The 20,243-nt window shown below is 66.0% G+C and carries 18 protein-coding genes; 14 read left to right on the top strand and 4 right to left on the bottom strand.

Annotated elements, in window-relative coordinates; all coding sequences use genetic code 11:
- Window positions 1-227: 227 nt before the first annotated feature.
- From hemA to ispG, 3 genes are all read left to right on the top strand, one after another.
- Window positions 228-1,451, top strand: a complete 1,224-nt coding sequence (gene hemA / locus ACOXXX_RS13020; RefSeq protein ID WP_422827024.1) for a 5-aminolevulinate synthase — start codon at window positions 228-230, stop codon at window positions 1,449-1,451.
- A 129-nt stretch (window positions 1,452-1,580) separates the two neighbouring features.
- On the top strand, window positions 1,581-2,843 hold the full coding sequence (locus ACOXXX_RS13025; protein WP_422827025.1) for a helix-turn-helix domain-containing protein: 1,263 nt from the start codon (window positions 1,581-1,583) through the stop codon (window positions 2,841-2,843).
- A 99-nt stretch (window positions 2,844-2,942) separates the two neighbouring features.
- On the top strand, window positions 2,943-4,073 hold the full coding sequence (gene ispG, locus ACOXXX_RS13030; RefSeq protein ID WP_422827026.1) for a flavodoxin-dependent (E)-4-hydroxy-3-methylbut-2-enyl-diphosphate synthase: 1,131 nt from the start codon (window positions 2,943-2,945) through the stop codon (window positions 4,071-4,073).
- Window positions 4,074-4,179: 106 nt separating this feature from the next.
- On the opposite strand, the gene ACOXXX_RS13035 is transcribed toward ispG, so the two are convergent.
- Together ACOXXX_RS13035 and ACOXXX_RS13040 are read right to left on the bottom strand one after the other, a co-directional pair.
- Complete coding sequence (locus ACOXXX_RS13035; protein WP_422827027.1) at window positions 4,180-4,929, bottom strand: DsbA family protein; 750 nt, start codon at window positions 4,927-4,929, stop codon at window positions 4,180-4,182.
- Between the two features lie 27 nt (window positions 4,930-4,956).
- Window positions 4,957-6,279 (bottom strand): M48 family metalloprotease, encoded by a 1,323-nt coding sequence (locus ACOXXX_RS13040; protein WP_422827028.1) that lies wholly within the window; start codon window positions 6,277-6,279, stop codon window positions 4,957-4,959.
- A 75-nt stretch (window positions 6,280-6,354) separates the two neighbouring features.
- Between ACOXXX_RS13040 and ACOXXX_RS13045 the strand changes: the two genes are divergently transcribed.
- The 6 genes from ACOXXX_RS13045 (at window position 6,355) to ACOXXX_RS13070 (ending at window position 14,904) form a co-directional block, all read left to right on the top strand.
- Complete coding sequence (locus tag ACOXXX_RS13045; RefSeq protein ID WP_422827029.1) at window positions 6,355-7,497, top strand: pyridoxal phosphate-dependent aminotransferase; 1,143 nt, start codon at window positions 6,355-6,357, stop codon at window positions 7,495-7,497.
- Between the two features lie 113 nt (window positions 7,498-7,610).
- Window positions 7,611-8,816: an N-acetylmuramoyl-L-alanine amidase gene (locus ACOXXX_RS13050; protein WP_422827030.1), complete on the top strand. Its 1,206-nt coding sequence runs from the start codon at window positions 7,611-7,613 to the stop codon at window positions 8,814-8,816.
- Between the two features lie 130 nt (window positions 8,817-8,946).
- A complete protein-coding gene (locus ACOXXX_RS13055) occupies window positions 8,947-11,496 on the top strand; it encodes a penicillin-binding protein 1A (RefSeq protein WP_422827031.1) in 2,550 nt (849 codons plus the stop codon).
- 165 nt (window positions 11,497-11,661) lie between these two features.
- Window positions 11,662-12,786: a peptide chain release factor 2 gene (prfB, locus tag ACOXXX_RS13060; protein ID WP_422827032.1), complete on the top strand. Its 1,125-nt coding sequence runs from the start codon at window positions 11,662-11,664 to the stop codon at window positions 12,784-12,786.
- 87 nt (window positions 12,787-12,873) lie between these two features.
- Window positions 12,874-13,650 (top strand): DUF2189 domain-containing protein, encoded by a 777-nt coding sequence (locus tag ACOXXX_RS13065; RefSeq protein ID WP_422827033.1) that lies wholly within the window; start codon window positions 12,874-12,876, stop codon window positions 13,648-13,650.
- Between the two features lie 57 nt (window positions 13,651-13,707).
- Window positions 13,708-14,904, top strand: coding sequence for a DegT/DnrJ/EryC1/StrS family aminotransferase (locus ACOXXX_RS13070; RefSeq protein ID WP_422827034.1), 1,197 nt, complete (start codon window positions 13,708-13,710; stop codon window positions 14,902-14,904).
- Window positions 14,905-14,922: 18 nt separating this feature from the next.
- Here the strand turns inward: ACOXXX_RS13070 and ACOXXX_RS13075 are convergent, their stop codons facing one another.
- Together ACOXXX_RS13075 and ACOXXX_RS13080 are read right to left on the bottom strand one after the other, a co-directional pair.
- The gene (locus ACOXXX_RS13075; RefSeq protein ID WP_422827035.1) at window positions 14,923-15,375 is read right to left on the bottom strand and encodes a CreA family protein; all 453 of its coding nucleotides are present in this window, start codon (window positions 15,373-15,375) and stop codon (window positions 14,923-14,925) included.
- A gap of 75 nt (window positions 15,376-15,450) precedes the next feature.
- Entirely contained in the window at window positions 15,451-15,927 is a 477-nt protein-coding gene (locus tag ACOXXX_RS13080; protein ID WP_422827036.1) for a pyridoxamine 5'-phosphate oxidase family protein, read from the bottom strand.
- A gap of 137 nt (window positions 15,928-16,064) precedes the next feature.
- Between ACOXXX_RS13080 and ACOXXX_RS13085 the strand changes: the two genes are divergently transcribed.
- Genes ACOXXX_RS13085 through ACOXXX_RS13105 form a run of 5 tightly spaced genes read left to right on the top strand, consistent with a single transcriptional unit; the run spans window position 16,065 to window position 20,241 of the window.
- On the top strand, window positions 16,065-17,228 hold the full coding sequence (locus ACOXXX_RS13085) for an isovaleryl-CoA dehydrogenase (RefSeq protein ID WP_422827108.1): 1,164 nt from the start codon (window positions 16,065-16,067) through the stop codon (window positions 17,226-17,228).
- Window positions 17,229-17,266: 38 nt separating this feature from the next.
- Complete coding sequence (locus ACOXXX_RS13090) at window positions 17,267-17,599, top strand: hypothetical protein (RefSeq protein ID WP_422827037.1); 333 nt, start codon at window positions 17,267-17,269, stop codon at window positions 17,597-17,599.
- Between the two features lies 1 nt (window position 17,600).
- Window positions 17,601-18,107, top strand: a complete 507-nt coding sequence (locus tag ACOXXX_RS13095; protein WP_422827038.1) for a lysozyme inhibitor LprI family protein — start codon at window positions 17,601-17,603, stop codon at window positions 18,105-18,107.
- Complete coding sequence (locus ACOXXX_RS13100) at window positions 18,107-19,660, top strand: AMP-binding protein (RefSeq protein ID WP_422827039.1); 1,554 nt, start codon at window positions 18,107-18,109, stop codon at window positions 19,658-19,660. The genes ACOXXX_RS13095 and ACOXXX_RS13100 overlap by 1 nt, the downstream gene beginning before the upstream one ends.
- A complete protein-coding gene (locus tag ACOXXX_RS13105; RefSeq protein ID WP_422827041.1) occupies window positions 19,657-20,241 on the top strand; it encodes a hypothetical protein in 585 nt (194 codons plus the stop codon). Before ACOXXX_RS13100 ends, ACOXXX_RS13105 begins: the two co-directional genes overlap by 4 nt.
- The last annotated feature ends 2 nt before the right edge of the window (window positions 20,242-20,243 follow it).

Consider the following 20,243-nt stretch of genomic DNA (forward strand, 5'->3'; position numbering starts at 1 on the left):
GGTGTCCAGCCGCAGCTTGGCCGAGCCTTGGATGAGACCTTGGGCGCGGTTGCGGGGGGCATGCGGCGGGGCCTAGGTTTGCGATAGATCAAGGCTGCGACCGTAAGTCGTAGGATAAGAGAGTTGCGAAAGGCCGTGGCGGACTATATCCATTCACAAAGTTGAATGCGGGTCTGCCGGTCTGCAACACGGCCGTTTCCGAATGGCCCCGACGACAGGAGGAGCGGGTGAACTATACCGCGAAACTCGATCAGGCCCTTAACCGCCTTCACGAAGAAGGGCGTTACCGCACGTTCATCGACATCGAGCGCAAGCAGGGCCAGTTCCCCCATGCCACCTGGCGCAAGGAAGACGGATCGGAAACGCCGATCACCGTCTGGTGCGGCAACGACTATCTGGGCATGGGCCAGCACCCGGTGGTTCTGGCCGCGATGCACGAGGCGCTCGACGCGACGGGCGCAGGCTCTGGCGGCACACGCAACATCTCGGGCACGACGGTCTATCACAAGCGGCTCGAGGCCGAACTGGCCGACCTGCACGGCAAGGAATCCGCACTTCTCTTTACCTCGGCCTACATCGCCAACGACGCGACCCTGTCGACGCTGCCGAAGCTGTTCCCGGGATTGATCATCTATTCCGATGCGCTCAACCACGCGAGCATGATCGAAGGCGTGCGCCGCAACGGTGGGGCCAAGCGCATCTTCCGCCACAACGACGTGGAACACCTGCGCGAACTGCTGGAAGCGGACGATCCCGAGGCGCCCAAGCTCATCGCTTTTGAATCGATCTATTCGATGGACGGCGATTTTGGCCCGATCGAGGCGATCTGCGATCTGGCCGATGAATTCGGCGCGCTGACCTATATCGACGAGGTGCACGCCGTCGGCATGTACGGCCCGCGCGGGGCAGGGGTGGCAGAGCGCGACCGGCTGATGCACCGGCTCGACATCATCAACGGCACGCTCGCCAAGGCCTACGGCGTGATGGGCGGCTATATCGCCGCCTCCGCCAAGATGTGCGATGCGATCCGGTCTTATGCGCCTGGCTTCATCTTCACCACCTCGCTGCCACCTGCGGTTGCGGCAGGTGCCGCGGCCTCTGTCGCGCATCTCAAGCGTGACCAGAAGCGGCGTGAAGAGCACCAGACCCAGGCGAAGATCCTGAAAACCCGGCTGAAAGCCATGGGAATGCCGCTCATTGACCACGGCAGCCATATCGTGCCGGTCATCGTCGGAGATCCCGTACATACCAAGCAGTTGTCGGACATGCTGCTTGAGGGTTACGGCATCTATGTGCAGCCCATCAACTACCCCACGGTGCCCCGCGGGACCGAGCGTTTGCGCTTTACCCCGTCGCCCGTACATGGCCCGGACGAGATGAATAAGCTCATCCGCGCCATGGATGAGCTTTGGTCACATTGTGCGCTAAATCGCGCCGATCTAACGGCTTAACCCTGTTATTCGTGTATCTTGTCTTGCGGTGTGCTAGGCTCGTCGCAATAAACGCGCGACTCGAATCGTCATGTGTCGCGACCGCAGGGCAGGATCGGGACAACCTATGGGGACAGTGGGGCAAACCGTATGATTGGGCGCAAGTCACCGCGCAAAGAGACGACGGAAGAGGCAAAACCGCGCGGTTTTGACGATTTCGAGTTGCGTCTTGGCGACGTGATGCGCGGAGAGCGGGCCACGCTCGGCAAGTCGCTTCTGGATGTGCAGCGCGAATTGCGGATCAAGGCAAGCTACATCGCCGCCATCGAAAACTGCGATCCGTCGGCGTTTGATACGCCTGGCTTTATCGCGGGTTACGTGCGGTCCTACGCGCGTTACCTCAACATGGATCCCGACGATACGTTCGCCGCGTTCTGTGCTGAAAGCGGCTTTGCCACGGCGCACGGGATGTCCGACAAGGCATCCGTCATCAAAAAGCGCGACGACCTTGGCGGGCAGCCAAAGCCGAAAGCGCGCGATCCCTTTGCCCAGCCCAACATGGCCTTTGTGCCGCAAAGCGATTCCATCCTGTCGCGGATCGAACCGGGTGCCATCGGGTCGTCGCTGGTGCTGTTGGCATTGATCGGCGGCATCGGGTTTGGCGGCTGGACCGTGTTGCAAGAGGTGCAGCGCGTGCAACTGGCCCCGGTTGATCAGACGCCGGTGGTGCTGTCGGACCTCGATCCCTTGGACACCGTGCGCCCGAGCGGGGAAGAACCGACCGATGCGCCCGATGTCGCCGGGGTTTTCACCCCGCCCTCGAACGAGGCGCTGGACCGGCTGTATCGCCCGCAGGCGCTGGACGTGCCGGTGCTGGTCGCGCGCGATGCGCCGATTTCGACCCTCGATCCCGGCAGCGTCGGGGCCTTTGCCGATGCCGCGCAGCGCGATCTGCCGCAGGTGCCGGGCACCGAAGATGCCACGCTTGGCGACGTGGACCGCGCCATTGCCGAAGCGCTTGCCCCGACGCGCGGGCCGCAGGTTCTGGAAGACAGCGTTCCGGGCGTGACCATGCTGGCCGTGCGTCCCGCCTGGGTGCGCGTGCGCGCCGCGGACGGTACCGTGATCTACGAGGCGATCATGAACGCGGGCGACACCTACGAGGTGCCGCAGACCGAGGAACCCGCCACCCTCCGCGTGGGCGAATCCGGGGCAATCTACTTTGCCGTGAACGGTCAGACTTACGGGCCGTCCGGCGCGCGTGGGCAGGTCACCTCGAACCTGCCGCTGTCGGTGGCCAATCTGACCGAAAGCTACAGCGTCGCGTCGATCGAGCAGGATCAGGACCTGGCCCGCGTCGTGGCCGAGCTGAACGCCCCCGCCGCGATCGACGCCCCGGCCGCCGATCAGTGACCGCCTGTCGCGGTTGAACCCTCTGCCAACCATGGCTAGCTATAGACCAGCGCGAAGTGTACACTTCGCCTGACACCTGCCTGTCGAGGGAGCCGCCGCATGAGCCTCAATCACGTCCGTCCATGGCGCAACATCTACCGCCGCACGTCGCGTCAGATCATGGTGGGATCGGTGCCGGTGGGCGGCGATGCGCCGATCACCGTGCAGACCATGACCAACACCCTGACCCCTGACGTGGCAGCCACCGTGGCGCAGATCAGGGCCGCAGCGGATGCGGGCGCGGATATCGTGCGCGTGTCTGTCCCGGACGAGGCGTCGTCAGCCGCGCTCAAGCACATCGTCGCGCAAAGCCCGGTGCCGATCGTCGCGGACATCCATTTCCACTACAAGCGCGGGATCGAGGCGGCAGAGGCGGGTGCGGCCTGCCTGCGCATCAACCCGGGCAACATCGGCAGTCAGGAACGCGTCAAAGAGGTGATCCGCGCCGCACGGGACAACAACTGCTCGATCCGCATTGGCGTGAACGCGGGCAGCCTGGAAAAGCACCTGCTCGACAAATATGGCGAGCCGTGCCCCGACGCGATGGTGGAATCCGGCATGGATCACATCAAGATCCTGCAGGACAACGATTTTCACGAATTCAAGATCAGCTGCAAGGCCTCTGACGTCTTCATGGCCGCCGCCGCCTATCAGCAGCTGGCCGAACAGACCGACGCGCCGATCCACCTGGGCATCACCGAAGCGGGCGGTCTGACCTCGGGCACGATCAAAAGCGCCATCGGGCTGGGCAACCTGCTCTGGATGGGCATCGGCGACACGATCCGGGTGAGCCTGTCCGCCGATCCGGTCGAAGAGGTCAAGGTCGGCTACGAGATCCTGAAATCGCTGGGCCTGCGCCACCGCGGCGTCAACATCATCTCATGTCCGTCCTGCGCGCGGCAGGGGTTCGACGTGATCAAGACCGTGGAGGCGCTGGAACAGCGGCTGGAGCATATCAAGACGCCGATGAGCCTGTCGATCATCGGCTGCGTGGTCAACGGCCCCGGTGAGGCGCTGATGACCGACGTGGGCTTTACCGGCGGCGGCAATGGTGCGGGCATGGTCTATCTGGCGGGCAAGCAAAGCCACAAGCTGGGCAACGAGGCGATGATCGACCACATCGTCGAACAGGTCGAAAAGAAGGCCGCAGAGCTCGAGGCGGCAGAGGCGGCTGCTCAGGCGGCGGAATAAGCCCGCCGTCCGGTGCCATCGTCCGTAGTCTTCTCCGGTTTTCAAATACCTCGGGTCGGGGGGGGGGGGCGGCCCCCCCCCCCCCCCCCGCCCCCCGCGCCGCAGGTCAGGACCGCTCTGCCGCGACGATTTCCTGCATGGTGTCCAGCGGCACGTAGCCGCGCACCAGTTCCTCGCCCATGACGAAGGTCGGCGTGCCGTTGATCTTGAGCGTTTGCGCCAGCGCGCGGGTTTCGGCAATGACCTGCTGAACCTCGTCCGAGTCCATCTTTTCCATCACCGCGTCGGCATCGACACCCAGGGTGTCCGCCAGGCGGCGCAGCACCGGGTCCGACACGTCGCCGGTCAGCGCGATCAGCGCATCATGCGCGGCCTTGTAGGCGTCGTCGCCCGCGACCATCCGCGTGGCGATGGCAAATTGCGACGACCGCAAGGACGCCTCGCCCAGGATCGGGAACTCCTTGACGATGAAGCGGATGTTGCCGTCGCTGGCGATCAGCTCTTCGACCTCGTCGCTGGCACGGCGGCAGTAGCCGCAGCGATAGTCGAGGAATTCCACGACCGTGATGTCGCCGTCGGGGTTGCCGCCGACCCAGGACATGCCGTCCTCAAAGATTGCCTGCGCATTGTCGCTGACCAGGCTTTCGTCGGCGGCGGCCTGCTCTGCGGCCTGCCGTTCCTCGAGCGCGTTGACCGCTTCGATGATGACCTCGGGATTGGCCATGAGGTAGTCGCGCACCGCGTCGCCAAAGGCGCTGCGTTCGGCATCGGTCATGGCGGTGGGGTCGAAGGCCGCCGCCGGGGTGGCCAGAAGCGTCGTCGCCAAAAGGGCGGCGGTCAGGGATCGGGTCATCATACTCTCCTCAGGAAATTGTCATGTCTGTCAGCGCCGGGCCGCGCGTTCCGCTGCCCCTAGCACATCCTGCGATCTTCGCCACGCCGCCGATCCGCGCGGCAGCAGGTCGACCGCGCGCTTGGCATGGATGCCGGCATCCTTGAGCCGCCCCATAAGCGCGTAGCGTTCCGCCGTCGCGGCCGAGGCCATGCCCGCCTGACCGGTCTGGGCATAGGCCGCCCCCAAGTCGCGCAGCACCCGCGCATCGCGCCAGTCGCGCGACCGGGCGCGTTCCAGCGCCTGCAGCGCCGCCTTTGGGTTGCCCGAAGCCAGCAGCGCGCGGCCCAGCCCGCCCTGGATCAGCGCATTGTTGGGGGCCAGGTTGGCGGCGTTCTGATACGTCCGCACCGCCGGGCCCGCCTGCCGCGATTCCAGCAGGATCTGGCCCTTGAGCTCCATCAGGAACGGATCGCGCGGGCGCAGCGCCAACGCACCGTCGATGGCGGCGACGGCGCGGCGCAGGTCGCTTTGCCGGTGATATGCGATGGCCTCGCGCATCAGCGCGATGTCGCGGCTGGGGCTGTCATCTGCGCGCCGCAGGGTCCAGCGCGGCGCGCGGGTAAAGGCCGAAAGTTTGCCCTGCACCCGGGCGAACCAATAGACCGCCGAATTGTCCTCGGGCACGGATTTGCCGTAGGCGGCGACGAATCCCTCCATTGCGCGCAACCGGTCGCGGGTCAGCGGATGCGACAGCAGGTACGGGTCCTGTCGGCCGACCGACAGCGCCTCTTGCCCGCGAAAGATGTCCAGTACCTCGACAGCGCCCTGCGGATCGATTCCGGCGCGCACCAGCGACCGGACCGCCGCCTGATCGGCCGAAGCCTCTTCGGCGCGGGTATGCGCCAGAAACGCCCGCATCGCCGAAGAGGACGTGCCAAAGGCCAGCCCCGCCGCCGCCTGGCCGCTGCCGGTGGCGGCCCCGGTGGCCGCTGCCAGCACCAGGCCCAGCCCCACGGCGGTGCGAGCGTTGCGCATGTTGCCGGCGCGCCGGGCGATGTGCCCGTTGGTGATATGCGCGGCCTCGTGGGCGATCACCGCCTGCAGGGCGCGGGCGGTCTGTAGCTTGTTGATCAGCCCCGCATTGATAAAGATGTGCTGGGTGTCCGCGACAAAGGCGTTCAGCGAATTGTCATCGACGACAAGTATGCGCACCTGGTTCGGGCTCAGACCCGCGGCGCGCAGCACGGGTGCTGCAAGCTGTTCCAGCCCGTATTCGATATCCGCATCGCGCAGCAGCGACACGGCCCGCGCCGGGGCGGCCGCCATCAGCGTCAGCGCCAGCGCGCAGATCAGAAGCTTGAGGTGAGACATTGACGTACCGCTCCGTAAGCCCTTTAACCGCCGGGGCGTCGCCCCCGGGGTTTCGCGCAGTGTAGGGAGGTCGCCATGAAAAACTCAAGCCGTGGGGCAGTCGATCCCTTCATTGTGATGGATGTGATGGAGGCCGCCCGCCGGGCCGAGGATGCAGGCCGCCACATCATCCACATGGAGGTGGGCCAGCCCGGCACGCCCGCCCCGTCCGCCGCCCGCGATGCGCTGGCCCGCGCGATGCAGGACGATGCGCTCGGTTATACTGTTGCGCTGGGGCTGCCTGCGCTGCGCGCGCGCATCGCGAGGCTTTATGGCGAATGGTACAATGTCGATCTCGACCCGGCCCGCGTGGTGGTCACGCCGGGCTCTTCGGGGGCGTTCATCCTGGCCTTCACGGCGCTTTTCGACGCGGGCGACAGGGTGGCGCTTGGGGCGCCCGGCTATCCGTCCTACCGACAGATTTTGCGCGCGCTCGACCTTACCCCGGTCGAGGTGCAGACCGCAGCGGAAAACCGCCTGCAACCGGTGCCGTCCGATCTGGCCACGCTCGATTATCAGGGGCTGATGGTCGCGTCACCGGCCAATCCCACCGGCACGATGCTGGACAAACCTGCGATGTCGGCGCTTATCGATGCCTGCCATGACCGCGGCGCGGCGTTCCTGTCGGACGAGATTTATCACGGCATCGAATACGACCGCCGCGCGGTCAGCGCGCTTGAGATCAGCGACGACGTTTGCGTGATCAATTCCTTCTCGAAATACTTCAGCATGACCGGCTGGCGCGTCGGCTGGATGGTGGTGCCACCCGCGCAGGTCCGTCAGGTTGAACGGCTGGCGCAGAACATGTTCATCTGTGCCCCGCACGCGGCCCAGGTGGCAGCGCTCGCGGCGATGGACGCGGGGGCGGAGTTGCAGGCCAACATGGCCGTCTATGCCGAGAATCGCCGCCTGATGATGCAGGGCCTGCCCGAGGCCGGGTTCGACCGCATCGCACCACCCGACGGGGCGTTCTACGTCTATGCCGATGTGTCGCATCTGACCGGTGACAGCCGCGCCTTTGCGGCGGACATTCTGGAGCATGCGGGCGTGGCCGTCACGCCGGGGCTGGATTTCGACCCGGTGCGCGGTGCGGGCACGCTGCGGTTCTCCTACGCCCGCAGCACCGAGGATATCCGCGAAGGTCTGCTTCGGCTCAAGATCTTCATGCAGAGCCGCTGAGCCTCATCGCCGATCACTTCTTTGTTGAGAGGGGTCGCATCCGGGGTGCCTTTTCGCGCGGTTCGGCGTAGACTTTTCCGCAAAGAAGCCGGGGCAACGGGCGGATGAGCGGTATGATCAGGATATGGGCGGTTTTGCTGTGCGCGCTGCTGGGCAGCGGCGCTTCGGCGCAGGATCTGGGCGGTCTCGCCCGGTTCGAGGGTGGCACGTTGCAGGACAGCCGGTGGGGCGGCACGACGCTGGAATTGCAGCTGAGCCAGGGCGTGCCGTGGCGCGTCTTCACCCTGTCCGACCCCAACCGGCTTGTGCTCGATTTCCGCGAGGTCGATTGGCAGGGCGCGGACCCGGCGACAGTCGACGCCTCCGACAAGGTCACGGCCCTGCGATTCGGCGCGTTCCGGTCGGGATGGTCGCGGCTGGTGGCGGAACTGGCCGAACCGATGCTGCTGGATGAGGCCGAGCTGCGCGTCGATGCCGAGGATGGCCGCGCGGTGCTGACCTTGGCGCTGGAAAGCGCATCCCAGGCTGCTTTTGATGAAGCCGCCGGTGCGCCCAGCGACCCGCGCTGGGATCTGCCGCCTGTGACCGCGCGCACGCCCAGGGCGCGGGGTGACGGGACCGTACGCGTGATGATCGACCCCGGGCACGGCGGCATCGACCCGGGCGCCGAGGCGGGCGGTGTCAACGAGGCGGACCTGATGCTGCAGTTCGCCCGCGAACTGCGCGAGGTGCTGTTGCGCAGCGGCGGCTTCGAGGTGGTGCTGAGCCGCGAGGACGACGTCTTTGTCTCGCTCGAGGCGCGGGTGGCGCTGGCGCATCAGAGCGAGGCGGACATCTTCATCTCTCTGCATGCCGACGCGCTGGACGAAGGCATCGCGCGGGGGGCGGCCGTCTATACCTTGTCCGAGGCGGCGTCGGACGCGGCCTCGGCCGCGCTGGCCGAACGGCACGACCGCGACGACCTGCTCGCCGGGCTGGACCTCAGCGGGTCGGACGACCGGGTGGCGGGGGTGCTCCTGTCGCTGGCGCGGCTGGACAACACGCCGCGCAGCAAGGCGCTGGCCGAACATCTGCTGGGCGGGATCAAGAACGCCGTGGGGCGGGTGCACAAGCGCCCGCTGCGGCAGGCGGGGTTTTCAGTGCTCAAGGCTGCGGATATCCCGTCGGTGCTGATCGAACTGGGCTTTCTGTCGACCCGGGGCGATCTGGAAAACCTGCAGGATCCGGTCTGGCGGGCGGGCATGGCGGCGGGCATCCGCGACGGGCTGGCCGAATGGGCGCTCGAGGATGCGGCCCTGTCGCGTCTGCGCCGTCAGTGACCGCGGCACGCGGCACGGCCAGAACGTTGCGGCATTGGGCGGGAAGCGGCCAAAGCTTGCAAGGATGTGTTTTGACCCGAGGGCGCATCGGGTATAGTTCAAGCGCGCAAAGCCATGGGGGCATACGCAGTTGACCAGATTCATCCTGTCATTTTTCGGCGCGATCTTCAGCCTTGTGACGCTGGGGGCGATGATGTGCGCGATCTCGATCGGCGCCATCTTCTGGATGTATGGCCGCGACCTGCCCAGCCATGAAAGCCTGGCGCAGTATACGCCGCCGACGATCAGCCGGATCTATTCGGTCCAGGGCAGGATCATCGACGAATTCGCGCAGGAACGGCGGCTGTTCACGCCCGCCAACGAAATCCCCGACCTGGTGAAACAGGCCTTCATCAGCGCCGAGGACAAGAATTTCTATACCCACGAAGGCTATGACGTGCGCGGCATCGCCGCTGCTGCCTTTGACGCGATCCGGTCGCGCGGGCGCGACGTGCGCGGCGCGTCGACCATCACCCAGCAGGTGATGAAGAACTTCCTTCTGGGCGGTGACCGGCGGGCGGAACGCAAGATCAAGGAAATCATCCTGGCCAGCCGGGTGGAAAGCGCGCTGAGCAAGGAAAAGATCCTTGAATTGTATCTGAACGAGATTTTCCTGGGCCAGAACTCATATGGCGTGACGGCGGCGGCGCAGACCTATTTCAACAAGACCCTGTCGGAACTTGCCCCGCACGAAGCGGCGTTCCTGGCCTCGCTGCCCAAGGCGCCGTCGGATTACCATCCGGTGCGCCAGAAAGACAGGCTGATGGCCCGGCGCAACTTCGTGCTGCGCGAGATGTTCGAAAACGGCTACCTGACGCAGGCGGTTTACGAGCAGGAGGTCGCAGCACCGCTGCAATCGGTGCAGAATGGCGATTTCGAGCCCTTCCAGAAGGCGCTGCCGCCGCGCGACTATTTCACCGACGAGATTCGCCGCCAGCTGAGCCGCGATTTCGGCGAGGGTGAGTTCTTCTCGGGCGGTTTCAGCGTCCGCGCCACGCTCGATCCGGAAATGCAGGTGGTCGCGGCAGAGGCGCTGCGCCGCGCGCTGGAACAGTACGACCGCAGCCAGGGAATCTGGCGCGGCACCGGCAAGACCATTCCTGCCGAGCAGCTTGGATCGGAAACCGCCTGGCGCACGGCGCTGGCGGATGTGAGCGTGGCGCGCGACATCGATCTGGAAAACCCCTGGTATCCCGCTGTCGTGCTCGAGATCGGAAGCAACGAGGCCCGCATCGGCATCGAAGGCGTGGCTGAGGACGAAGACGGTCACTGGATTCCCGCCAAGGACGTGCAGTGGGCCCGCAAACGCAACAGCGACGGCAGCCTTGGCCGACGCGCGCAGGTGGCTGACGACCTTCTGGACGTGGGCGAGGTGGTGCATGTGCGCCGGATGACCGCCGACGACGACGGGTCGTTCATCCGCTGGACCCTGCGTCAGGTGCCCGAGGTCGAGGGCGGGTTCATGGCGATGGACGTGAATTCCGGCCGGGTCCTGGCCATGCAGGGCGGGTTTTCCTACCAGCATTCGGTTTTCAACCGCGCCACACAGGCAAAACGTCAGCCGGGATCGAGCTTCAAGCCCTTCGTCTACGCGGCGGCGCTCGACAGCGGTTACAGCCCCGCGACCATCGTGGTGGACGCGCCCATCGAGATCAACACGCCGCAGGGCGTGTGGCGGCCCAAGAACGCCAGCAACCAGTTCTACGGCCCGACGCCGCTGCGCACCGGGATCGAACGGTCGCGCAACCTGATGACCGTGCGCCTGGCGCAGGAGGTCGGCATTGATGTTGTCGGGCGATATGCCGAGAAATTCGGGGTCTACGACCGCATGGGCCGGGTTCTGGCCAATTCGCTTGGGTCGCAGGAAACCACGATCTACCAGATGGTCGCGGCCTATGCGATGTTCGCCAATGGCGGCGAGCGGGTGGAACCGACTCTGGTCGACCGGGTCCAGGACCGCTATGGCAACACCGTCTACCGCCATGACAAGCGCGACTGCGTGAACTGCGGCGATCGGTCGATCGCGCCCGACCGCAGCCCGCGCATCGTCAGCAACCGCGAACGGGTGATGGACCCGGTGACGGCCTATCAGCTGACGTCGATGATGCAGGGCGTGGTGGAACGCGGCACCGCCAGCAAGACCGTGAACCTGCCGGTGCCCACCGCGGGCAAGACCGGCACCACCAACGATGCCAAGGACGTGTGGTTCGTGGGCTTTACCAGCAGCATCGTCGCGGGCTGCTACATCGGCTACGACCAGCCGCGGTCGCTGGGCCGGGGCGCGTCGGGCGGCGGCATGTGCGGGCCGGTCTTTCAGCGCTTCATGACCGAGGCGGTGAAAAAATACGGCGGTGGCAAGTTCAACGTGCCCGAGGCCTGCCAGTTCATCAACATCGACCGCTTCACCGGGGCGCGTCTGGGCAGCGGCGCATCGGGGGCCAACGTGGTGGCCGAATGTTTCCGCGAGGGCGAGGAACCGATCTTTGGCATCCAGTTCGACGGCGGCTTTGCCATGGGGGGCAATTTCGACGTGATCCAGCCCGATGGCCGCGCCAAGGAGGTCACGACCTCGACCGGGCGCAAGGCGGTGGTGGGGCCAAAGGCGAGCTTTGGCACGCTCAGTTCCGGCGGGCTTTACTGACCTCCGGGGGCCGTGCCGGATCGCCCTGACGGGCGATGCGAGAGACGCTGTCTCTCGCGCTCTCTGGAGTATTTTGCCAAGAAGAAGGGGGCCGGCGGGACCATCTTGTCCCTGCGGCTGCGGCTTGCTATCACCCGGTTTCAATCATCCAGGCAGGAATTCGCGATGCGCGCAGAGGTTCAGAACAGTGTTGAAAAGATCGAGAAATCGCTTGATCTGCTGCGCCAGCGGTTGGACTGGGACACCGCGCCCCACCGGCTGGAGGAGTTCAACGCGCGGGTCGAGGACCCCGATCTTTGGAACGACCCCGAGGCCGCGCAAAAGCTGATGCGCGACCGGCAGCTACTGGTCGATGCCATGGGCACCTACACCAGCATCAAGCAGGAACTGGCCGACAACCTCGAACTGATCGAGCTGGGCGAGATGGAGGAGGATGCCGAGGTCGTGGGCGATGCCGAGGCGGCGATCCTGGCGCTTGAGAAGAAGGCCGCGGTCAAGGAGCTTGAGGCGCTGCTGGACGGGGAGGCGGACGGAAACGACACCTTCCTTGAGATCAACGCAGGTGCCGGCGGCACCGAATCCTGCGACTGGGCCAACATGCTGGCGCGGATGTATGTCCGCTGGGCCGAGAAGAAGGGCTTTACGGTCGAGCTGCAGTCCGAAAGCCCGGGCGAAGAAGCGGGGATCAAATCCGCCGCCTACAAGATCAGCGGACCCAATGCCTATGGCTGGCTGAAGTCGGAATCGGGGGTGCACCGGCTGGTGCGGATTTCGCCCTATGATTCTGCCGCCAAGCGCCACACCTCCTTCAGCTCGGTCTGGGTCTATCCGGTGGTGGACGACAATATCGAGATCGAGGTGAACCCCGCAGACATCCGCATCGACACCTACCGGTCGTCCGGCGCGGGCGGGCAGCATGTCAACACCACAGATTCGGCGGTGCGGATCACCCACAACCCCACCGGAATCGTGGTGACGAGTTCGGAAAAGTCCCAGCACCAGAACCGAGACATCGCGATGAAGGCCCTGAAATCAAGGCTCTACCAGATGGAGCTGGACCGGCGGAACGCCGATATCAACGCCGCCCACGAGGCCAAGGGCGACGCGGGCTGGGGCAACCAGATCCGGTCTTACGTCCTGCAGCCCTATCAGATGGTGAAGGATCTGCGCACGCAGTACGAAACGTCAGACACCAAGGGTGTGCTTGACGGCGATCTGGATCCGTTCATGGCGGCGACGCTGGCGCTGAACGTGTCGGGCAAGAGCCGGGCCGACGCACGGGCGGACTAGGGTCGGCGCCAAAAGGTACGGCGGAGTCACAGGTTTTCCGGGCCGCCGGGTGCCGCTAGGCTGGGCCGGAACCGACCCGGATGGACCATGGCCGAGACCCTTGAACATGGCGTGCCCGCGTTGCGCGCCGTCGATGCCGACACGTTGAAAGAGGCGGTGCGCCGCGGCTGGCGCGACATGCGGGCGGCCCCCCTTTATGCGCTCATGTTTGCCGGGGTCTATGTGGTGGCGGGCTGGGGCATGGCCTGGATCACGCTGCGCACCGGGACGACCTTCTGGCTGGTGCTGGCCGCCATCGGCTTTCCCTTGCTGGGGCCTTTTGCCGCCGTCGGATTCTACGAGGTCAGCCGACGGCTTGCCGCCGGTCTGCCGCTGGACCGGGCCGGGATCATGGGCGTCGTCCTGCGCCAGTCGAAACGGCAGTTGCCGTCGATCTGCGCGGTGATCGTCATGGTGTTCCTCTTCTGGTTCTTCCTTGCGCACATGATCTTTGCGCTCTTCCTGGGGCTATCGACGATGACCAACATCTCGTCGGGGCTGGATGTGTTCCTGACCCCGAACGGGCTAGCCATGCTCGGCATGGGCACGGTCGTGGGGGCGGGATTTGCGCTCTTGCTCTACATGATCACGGTGTTGGCGCTGCCGCTTTTGCTGGATCGGGAGGTGGATTTCGTCACCGCGATAATCACCAGTTTCCAGTATGTCGCCCGCCACCCGCTGCCGATGCTGGGCTGGGGGCTGGTGGTGGCGCTGATGACCTTTGCCGCGATGGTCCCGGCGTTTCTGGGGCTTCTGGTGGTGCTGCCGCTGTTGGGCCACGCGACCTGGCATCTTTATGCGCTGCTGTCGGGGGGTGATGGCTGAGCCGGACCCCTGCAAACATTCATTGACGCCATCGCCGACGCGCCGCATCAATACCGGATGCAAGAGACCTTTACCGGCAGTTTCACCCAGCAGGAACCGATCCCCGACGCGGGCATCGACGCCGCGATGGCGGTGCTGCAGTCGGGGCGTCTGCACCGCTACAACACCGTGCCCGGCGAGTTTAGCGAAACCGCGCTGCTGGAGCAGGAGTTCGCGGCGCTGACCGGCGCGCGCTACTGCCTGGCCGTGGCGTCGGGGGGCTATGCCATGTCGACGGCGCTGCGCGCGGTCGGGGTGGGGCCGGGGGACCGGGTGCTGACCAACGCCTTTACGCTGGCTCCGGTGCCGGGGGCGATTGCCAGCGTCGGCGCGGTGCCGGTGTTCGTCGAGGTGACGGAGCGCCTGACCATCGACCTTGACGATCTGGCAGCCAAGGCGGGCCAGGCGCGGGTTCTGCTGCTGAGCCACATGCGCGGGCATATCTGCGACATGGACCGGCTGATGGCGATCTGCGCTGCGGCGGATGTCACGGTGGTCGAGGATTGTGCGCATACGATGGGAGCGGCGTGGGATGGCAGGCCCTCGGGGCGGCACGGGATCGCGGGCTGTTATTCCTGCCAGACCTACAAGCACGTCAATTCCGGTGAAGGCGGGTTTCTGGTCACGGACGATGCCGAAACGGCGGCGCGGGCGGTGATCCTGTCAGGCTCCTACATGCTTTATGAACGGCATCTGGCCGCACCGGCGCCAGAGGTGTTTGAGCGGGTGAAATACGCGACCCCCAACATTTCGGGTCGGATGGACAATCTACGCGCTGCGATACTGCGCCCGCAACTGGCCGCGCTTGGCGATCAGGTGACGCGCTGGAACGACCGCTACCGGACGATCGAAGAGGGGTTGCAGGACACGCCGGGGCTGACCCTGCCAAAGCGGCCCGAGGCCGAACGTTATGTCGGCTCGTCAATCCAGTTCCTGTTGTCGGGCTGGAGTGCCGAACGGGTGCAGGAGGTGCTGCGCCGCTGCGCGACACGTGGGGTGGAATTGAAATGGTTCGGCGCGCCCGAGCCGGTGGCCTTTACCTCGCGCTATGACAGCTGGCGCTATGCCGCCAGCGCGCCGCTGCCCGCGACCGACCGCGTCCTGGCCGGGCTGATCGACATGCGCATTCCGCTGACCTTCAGCATCGCCGATTGCGCGCTGATCGCCCGGATCATCCGCGCCGAGGTGTCGAGTGTATTTCAGGCGGGCCACTGAGCGGCCCGAACATCGTTCTCAGGGTTGGTAAAGCGGCACGGTCGAGATGGCGACCTTGGCCGATCCGTTTGTCAGCTCGGCGGCATGTGCGACATAGATCAGCGTCTGGTTCTTCTCGTCGAAGATACGCTTGACCCGCAGGGATTTCAGGATGATCGACCGCGAGGTGCGGAACACGTCCTCTCCATCCTCGTCCTGGTCGATATCGCCGATCTTGATCGGGCCGGTCTGGCGGCAGGCGATAGAGGCGTTTGACGGATCCTCGAACCAGTTGCCGTTGGACAGCCGGTCGATTAGGGATCGCTCGAAATAGGCGATGTGGCAGGTGACGCCCTTCACATCCGGGTCGGGAATTGCCTCGACGATGATGTCGTTGCCGATCCAGTCGACGCCGATTTCTCCCACCTCTTCGGCAGCGGCAGTCAGGGGCAGGGTGCACAGGGCGAGGGTGGCGATAATGGCGCGGCGCATGACGGGCTCTCCGAAAATGAAAAAGGCGAAGCCCCGAATTTCGGGGCTTCGCTGGTCTACGTCAATGGTGACGCATCAGGCCGCAAAGCTGACCACACCGTGATCGCCCGCATCGGGGGTCGAGTCGGTCAGGTTGGCCTTGGCCACTTCGTAAAGGAAGGACGGCGCGCCGTCGGTGGCCCAGATCTCTGCCGTGGTCGGGGTCATGCGGACAAGCTGGATGTCGTCATCCTCCTTGCCGTCCTCGAACCAGGCCGCTGCCATGGCGTTCCAGATTTCGTCTAGCTTGGACCGGTCCTCGACGGCGGCGATCTGGCCTTCGACGGTGCCGTACAGCTTGGCACCCGAATCCGCTATGGCAAAGGTGGCCGCGGCGCTGCCCTGTGCGGCCTTGGCCACGTCGGTGCCCTTGGCGGTGATGAACCAAAGCGCGTTGTCGTCGGGCCGCGCATAAGGCGACATCGGCACGGCGCGCTTGTCTCCGGCGCTCAGCAACCCGGCGCGGACGTCCGAGATTCGGTCCCAGAAAGTGCTTTTCAGTTGGTCTGACATGATGGCTGTCCTTTGAATTATGGCTTGGACATGTAACGCTGTGTCAGGGCACCGGGTTCCGCCGCGCGAGCGTGCTTGACCGGTGGGATGGGCGCGCGTATTAAATGAACGCGCGTTCAATAATGGGAGGGGAGACCATGTTCACCGCCGTGATGCAGTTCGACCTGGGTGAGGACGTGAACGCGCTGCGCGAGATGGTGCACCGCTGGGCGCAGGAGCGGGTGAAACCGATGGCGGCCGAGATTGACCGCAGCAACGCCTTTCCGCCCGCGCTCTGGCCCGAGATGGGCGAGCTTGGTCTGCTGGGCATCACCGTGCCCGAGGACTTCGGCGGCGCGGGCATGGGCTATCTGGCGCATGTCATCGCGGTCGAGGAGATCGCCCGCGCCAGCGCCTCGGTGTCGCTGTCCTACGGCGCGCATTCCAACCTGTGCGTGAACCAGATCAAGCTGAACGGCACGGAGGAGCAAAAGCAGAAATACCTGCCCGGTCTGGTCAGCGGCCAGCAGGTCGGCGCGCTGGCCATGTCCGAGGCCGGTGCCGGATCGGACGTGGTGTCGATGAAGCTGCGCGCGGAAAAGCGCAACGATCACTACCGCTTGAGCGGCAACAAGTACTGGATCACCAACGGCCCCGATGCCGACACGCTGGTCGTCTATGCCAAGACCGACCCCGACGCAGGGTCCAAGGGCATCACCGCCTTTCTGATCGAAAAGTCGATGACGGGCTTCAGCACCAGCCCGCATTTCGACAAGCTGGGGATGCGCGGATCGAACACCGCCGAGCTGATTTTCGACGATGTCGAGGTGCCGTTCGAAAACGTCCTGGGCGAAGAAGGCAAGGGCGTGCGCGTTCTCATGTCGGGGCTGGATTACGAACGCGTCGTGCTGGCGGGCATCGGCACCGGCATCATGGCCGCCTGTCTGGACGAGGTCATGCCGTACCTCGCCGAACGCAAGCAGTTCGGCCAGCCCATCGGATCGTTCCAGCTGATGCAGGGCAAGATCGCCGACATGTACACCGCGATGAATTCCGCCCGCGCCTATGTCTACGAGGTCGCCAAGGCCTGTGATCGCGGCGATGTCACACGTCAGGACGCGGCGGCCTGCTGCCTTTATGCCTCCGAAGAGGCGATGAAACAGGCGCACCAAGCGGTACAGGCCCTGGGCGGCGCGGGGTTCCTGAACGATGCCCCCGTGGGGCGGCTCTTCCGCGATGCCAAGCTGATGGAGATCGGGGCCGGCACGTCGGAAATCCGGCGCATGCTGGTGGGGCGCGAGCTGATGGCGGCGATGGCGTGACGCCCGGGGCCATGCATATCGGGGCAGGGGCGTGAGCTGTGCCGCGCTGGGTTTGGTTCGTACCGGTAGGATTGCTGGTGGCGCTGGCGGGCGTGCTGGGCTGGCGACACGGCTGGGTGGTGGCGAACGTGACGGAAACGCAGGTGATCGACGCCTATGCAGAACGCTACCTCGCCGACCGCGCCCGCGACGGCACCGGCGAAGGGGCCAGACGCTCGGACTGCCGGGCGCAGCCGTCGGAAAGGGCCTGGCTGGTGGTGGTCTGCGGGCCCACGCCGCATGACGCGGCGCGGCACTACACCTACTACGTCGCCCGCGACGGGCGGCTGCGCGACGTGATCGGGCCGGGCGGTAATATTGACGGAGAGTGACATGATGAAATTTTTCAAACACTTGGCGGTCGTTCTTGCGGTGGTCTTCGTCCTGCCCGTCGGCGCGCAGGCGCAGGATTTCCGGTTTTCCTTTGCCGGGACCGAGGAATGCCTCGCCTCTGAAGGGACCGTCGATGAATGTGTCGGCACGGCCGCCCGCGACTGCATGACCCGCAACGACGGTGGCGAAACGACCGTCGGCATGGGCTACTGCCTGGAGCAGGAGTGGATGGCCTGGGACGCGCTGCTCAACATGCATTACGGCGAGGTTCGGGCCCAGGCCCGTGCGGCGGATGCGGAGACCGCGCAATACAACGCAAACATTCCATCGCAGGCCGATGCGCTGCGCGATATGCAGCGCGCCTGGATCGCCTTCCGCGACGCCCGCTGCGACTACGAGCGCAGCCAATGGGGCGGCGGCACCGGCGGGGGGCCTGCCACGCTTGATTGCCTGATGCAGACCACCGCCCGGCAGGCGCTGTACCTGCGGGCGCAGCGCACCGACTGATGCTGGCGCGAGGGCAGACATATGACGCCTTGCGCGCCGGGTTCGACTGGGCGCTGCCGCCGCGGCTGAACATGGCGCACCAGGTCTGCGACCGTTACGCGGTGTCCGAACCGGACCGTCTTGCGATCATCGACCTGACCGGGGAGGCGCGGCGCAATGTCAGCTATGGCGATCTCTGGGCCCTCTCGCGCCGGGTCGAGGCGGCGCTGATCGCGCGCGGCGTGCTGCGCGGCGACCGGGTGGGCGTGCTGCTGTCGCAATCGCCGCTTTGCGCCGCGGCGCATATCGCCTGCTGGCGGCTCGGGGCCATCTCGGTGCCGCTTTTCAAACTTTTCAAGACCGATGCGCTGGCCTCGCGGCTGGAGGACAGCGGCGCGAACGTCGTGGTGACGGACGAGGACGGCGTGGCGATGCTGGCGGGCTTTGGCGTGGCCACCATCGTCGCGAGGGATTTGCCGGAGCCGGCGCTGGCTTCGGCCGCCGGGGCGGACACGGGGCCCGAGGATCCGGCGGTGCTGATCTACACCAGCGGCACCACCGGCAAGCCCAAGGGCGCGCTGCACGGCCACCGGGTGCTGACCGGCCATCTGCCGGGGGTCGAGATAAGCCACGATCTGCTGGGCCAGCCGGGGGATGTTCTCTGGACGCCGGCGGACTGGGCCTGGATCGGCGGGCTTTTCGACGTGCTGATGCCGGGGCTGGCGCTTGGGGTGCCTGTTGTGGCCGAGCGCATGGCCCGGTTCGAGGTGGTGGACTGCCTGAGGATTTGCCGCGACGGCACTGTGCGCAATGTGTTTTTTCCACCCACGGCGCTGCGGATGCTGAAGGCCGAAGGGGCCCGTATCGACGGCCTGCGCTCGGTCGCCAGCGGCGGGGAACCGCTGGGGGCGGAAATGCTGGCCTGGGGGAGGCAGGCCTTTGGCCTGACGATCAACGAATTCTACGGCCAGACCGAATGCAACATGGTGGCCTCCAGCGCGGCGTCCCTCTTCAGCCCGGAACCGGGCTTTATCGGGAAGGCTGTGCCCGGCTTCGATGTCGCGGTGATTGACGAAGCCGGTGCGCAGACCGACGGTGAGGGTGACCTGGCGGTGCGGCGCGGTGCGGCGTCGATGATGCTGGAATACTGGAAGAACCCCGCCGCCACGGCGGCGAAGTTTCGCGGCGACTGGCTGCTCACCGGCGACCGGGGCGAGACGCGCGGGGAGTTCCTGCGGTTTCTGGGCCGCGAGGACGATGTGATCACCAGTGCCGGCTACCGCATCGGCCCGGCAGAGATCGAGGATTGCCTGCTGACCCATCCGGGGGTGGCGACCTGCGGGGTGGTGGGCAAGCCCGATGCGCTGCGCACCGAGATCGTGAAGGCCTACGTGGTGCGCAAGCCGGGGGCCGAGATCAGCGCCGAGACGCTGCGGGACTGGGTGAAGGACCGGCTGGCAAGCTATTCCTACCCAAGGGAAATTGCGTTTCTGGACGCCTTGCCGATGACCGTCACCGGCAAGGTCATTCGCAAGGAGTTGAAGGCCCGCGCGGCGCGGGAGGCGGCGGAATGAGGCGGCTTGCCGGGATTGTCTTCGCGCTGGTCGCCACGCCGCTTCAGGCGCAGGACGTGCCGCTGCCCGAGTTCGCCATCTGCATGGACCGCGAGGTGGCCCGGTACGAGCGGGCGCTGCGCAGGCATCTGGACGGGCCGGACCCGGAAACCTTCGACATCGGCGGCGTCGACGAGGTGGATTACTGCGGCACCGTCGGCATTGTCCGCTGTGATATCAGCGACGCGCCGCTGCCCTGCCAGCGCGATCTGCGGGCCGAACAGGATGCGCTGGCCGAGAAGGTGCGCGCGTCCTTGCCCGCGCCCGAGGCGGTGGCGGGGGCGCATGCCGAGGTGTCGGATGGCCTTTATCCGCAGGTCTGGGCGCTGGCGCACGGCCGCTCTGCCGGGCCGGATTGCACGGGCAGCTCCGAAGTGCTGGAGGTCTGGTGCGAGGCACGCGAGGCCAACCGGCGGCTGCAACTGGCGGTGCTGGCCTGGCAGGTGGCGCGGTTCCTGGATGCCACACCCACGGCGGTCGCGGCGGGCTGGGCCAGCCTGCCGGTGCCGACGCGCCCCCGCGCGCGACCAAGGGAGGGATAAGA

This window comes from Thalassococcus sp. BH17M4-6 (genome assembly GCF_049323015.1).
GTDB lineage: Bacteria > Pseudomonadota > Alphaproteobacteria > Rhodobacterales > Rhodobacteraceae > Puniceibacterium.

Bases quoted from the DNA above. Each gene is read 5' to 3' on its own strand.
- ACOXXX_RS13025 (WP_422827025.1), top strand. From the start codon at position 1,581: ATGATTGGGCGCAAGTCACCGCGCAAAGAGACGACGGAAGAGGCAAAA.
- ispG (WP_422827026.1), top strand. From the start codon at position 2,943: ATGAGCCTCAATCACGTCCGTCCATGGCGCAACATCTACCGCCGCACG.
- ACOXXX_RS13035 (WP_422827027.1), bottom strand. From the start codon at position 4,929: ATGATGACCCGATCCCTGACCGCCGCCCTTTTGGCGACGACGCTTCTG.
- ACOXXX_RS13040 (WP_422827028.1), bottom strand. From the start codon at position 6,279: ATGTCTCACCTCAAGCTTCTGATCTGCGCGCTGGCGCTGACGCTGATG.
- ACOXXX_RS13045 (WP_422827029.1), top strand. From the start codon at position 6,355: ATGAAAAACTCAAGCCGTGGGGCAGTCGATCCCTTCATTGTGATGGAT.
- ACOXXX_RS13050 (WP_422827030.1), top strand. From the start codon at position 7,611: ATGATCAGGATATGGGCGGTTTTGCTGTGCGCGCTGCTGGGCAGCGGC.
- prfB (WP_422827032.1), top strand. From the start codon at position 11,662: ATGCGCGCAGAGGTTCAGAACAGTGTTGAAAAGATCGAGAAATCGCTT.
- ACOXXX_RS13065 (WP_422827033.1), top strand. From the start codon at position 12,874: ATGGCCGAGACCCTTGAACATGGCGTGCCCGCGTTGCGCGCCGTCGAT.
- ACOXXX_RS13070 (WP_422827034.1), top strand. From the start codon at position 13,708: ATGCAAGAGACCTTTACCGGCAGTTTCACCCAGCAGGAACCGATCCCC.
- ACOXXX_RS13075 (WP_422827035.1), bottom strand. From the start codon at position 15,375: ATGCGCCGCGCCATTATCGCCACCCTCGCCCTGTGCACCCTGCCCCTG.
- ACOXXX_RS13080 (WP_422827036.1), bottom strand. From the start codon at position 15,927: ATGTCAGACCAACTGAAAAGCACTTTCTGGGACCGAATCTCGGACGTC.
- ACOXXX_RS13085 (WP_422827108.1), top strand. From the start codon at position 16,065: ATGTTCACCGCCGTGATGCAGTTCGACCTGGGTGAGGACGTGAACGCG.
- ACOXXX_RS13095 (WP_422827038.1), top strand. From the start codon at position 17,601: ATGATGAAATTTTTCAAACACTTGGCGGTCGTTCTTGCGGTGGTCTTC.
- ACOXXX_RS13100 (WP_422827039.1), top strand. From the start codon at position 18,107: ATGCTGGCGCGAGGGCAGACATATGACGCCTTGCGCGCCGGGTTCGAC.
- ACOXXX_RS13105 (WP_422827041.1), top strand. From the start codon at position 19,657: ATGAGGCGGCTTGCCGGGATTGTCTTCGCGCTGGTCGCCACGCCGCTT.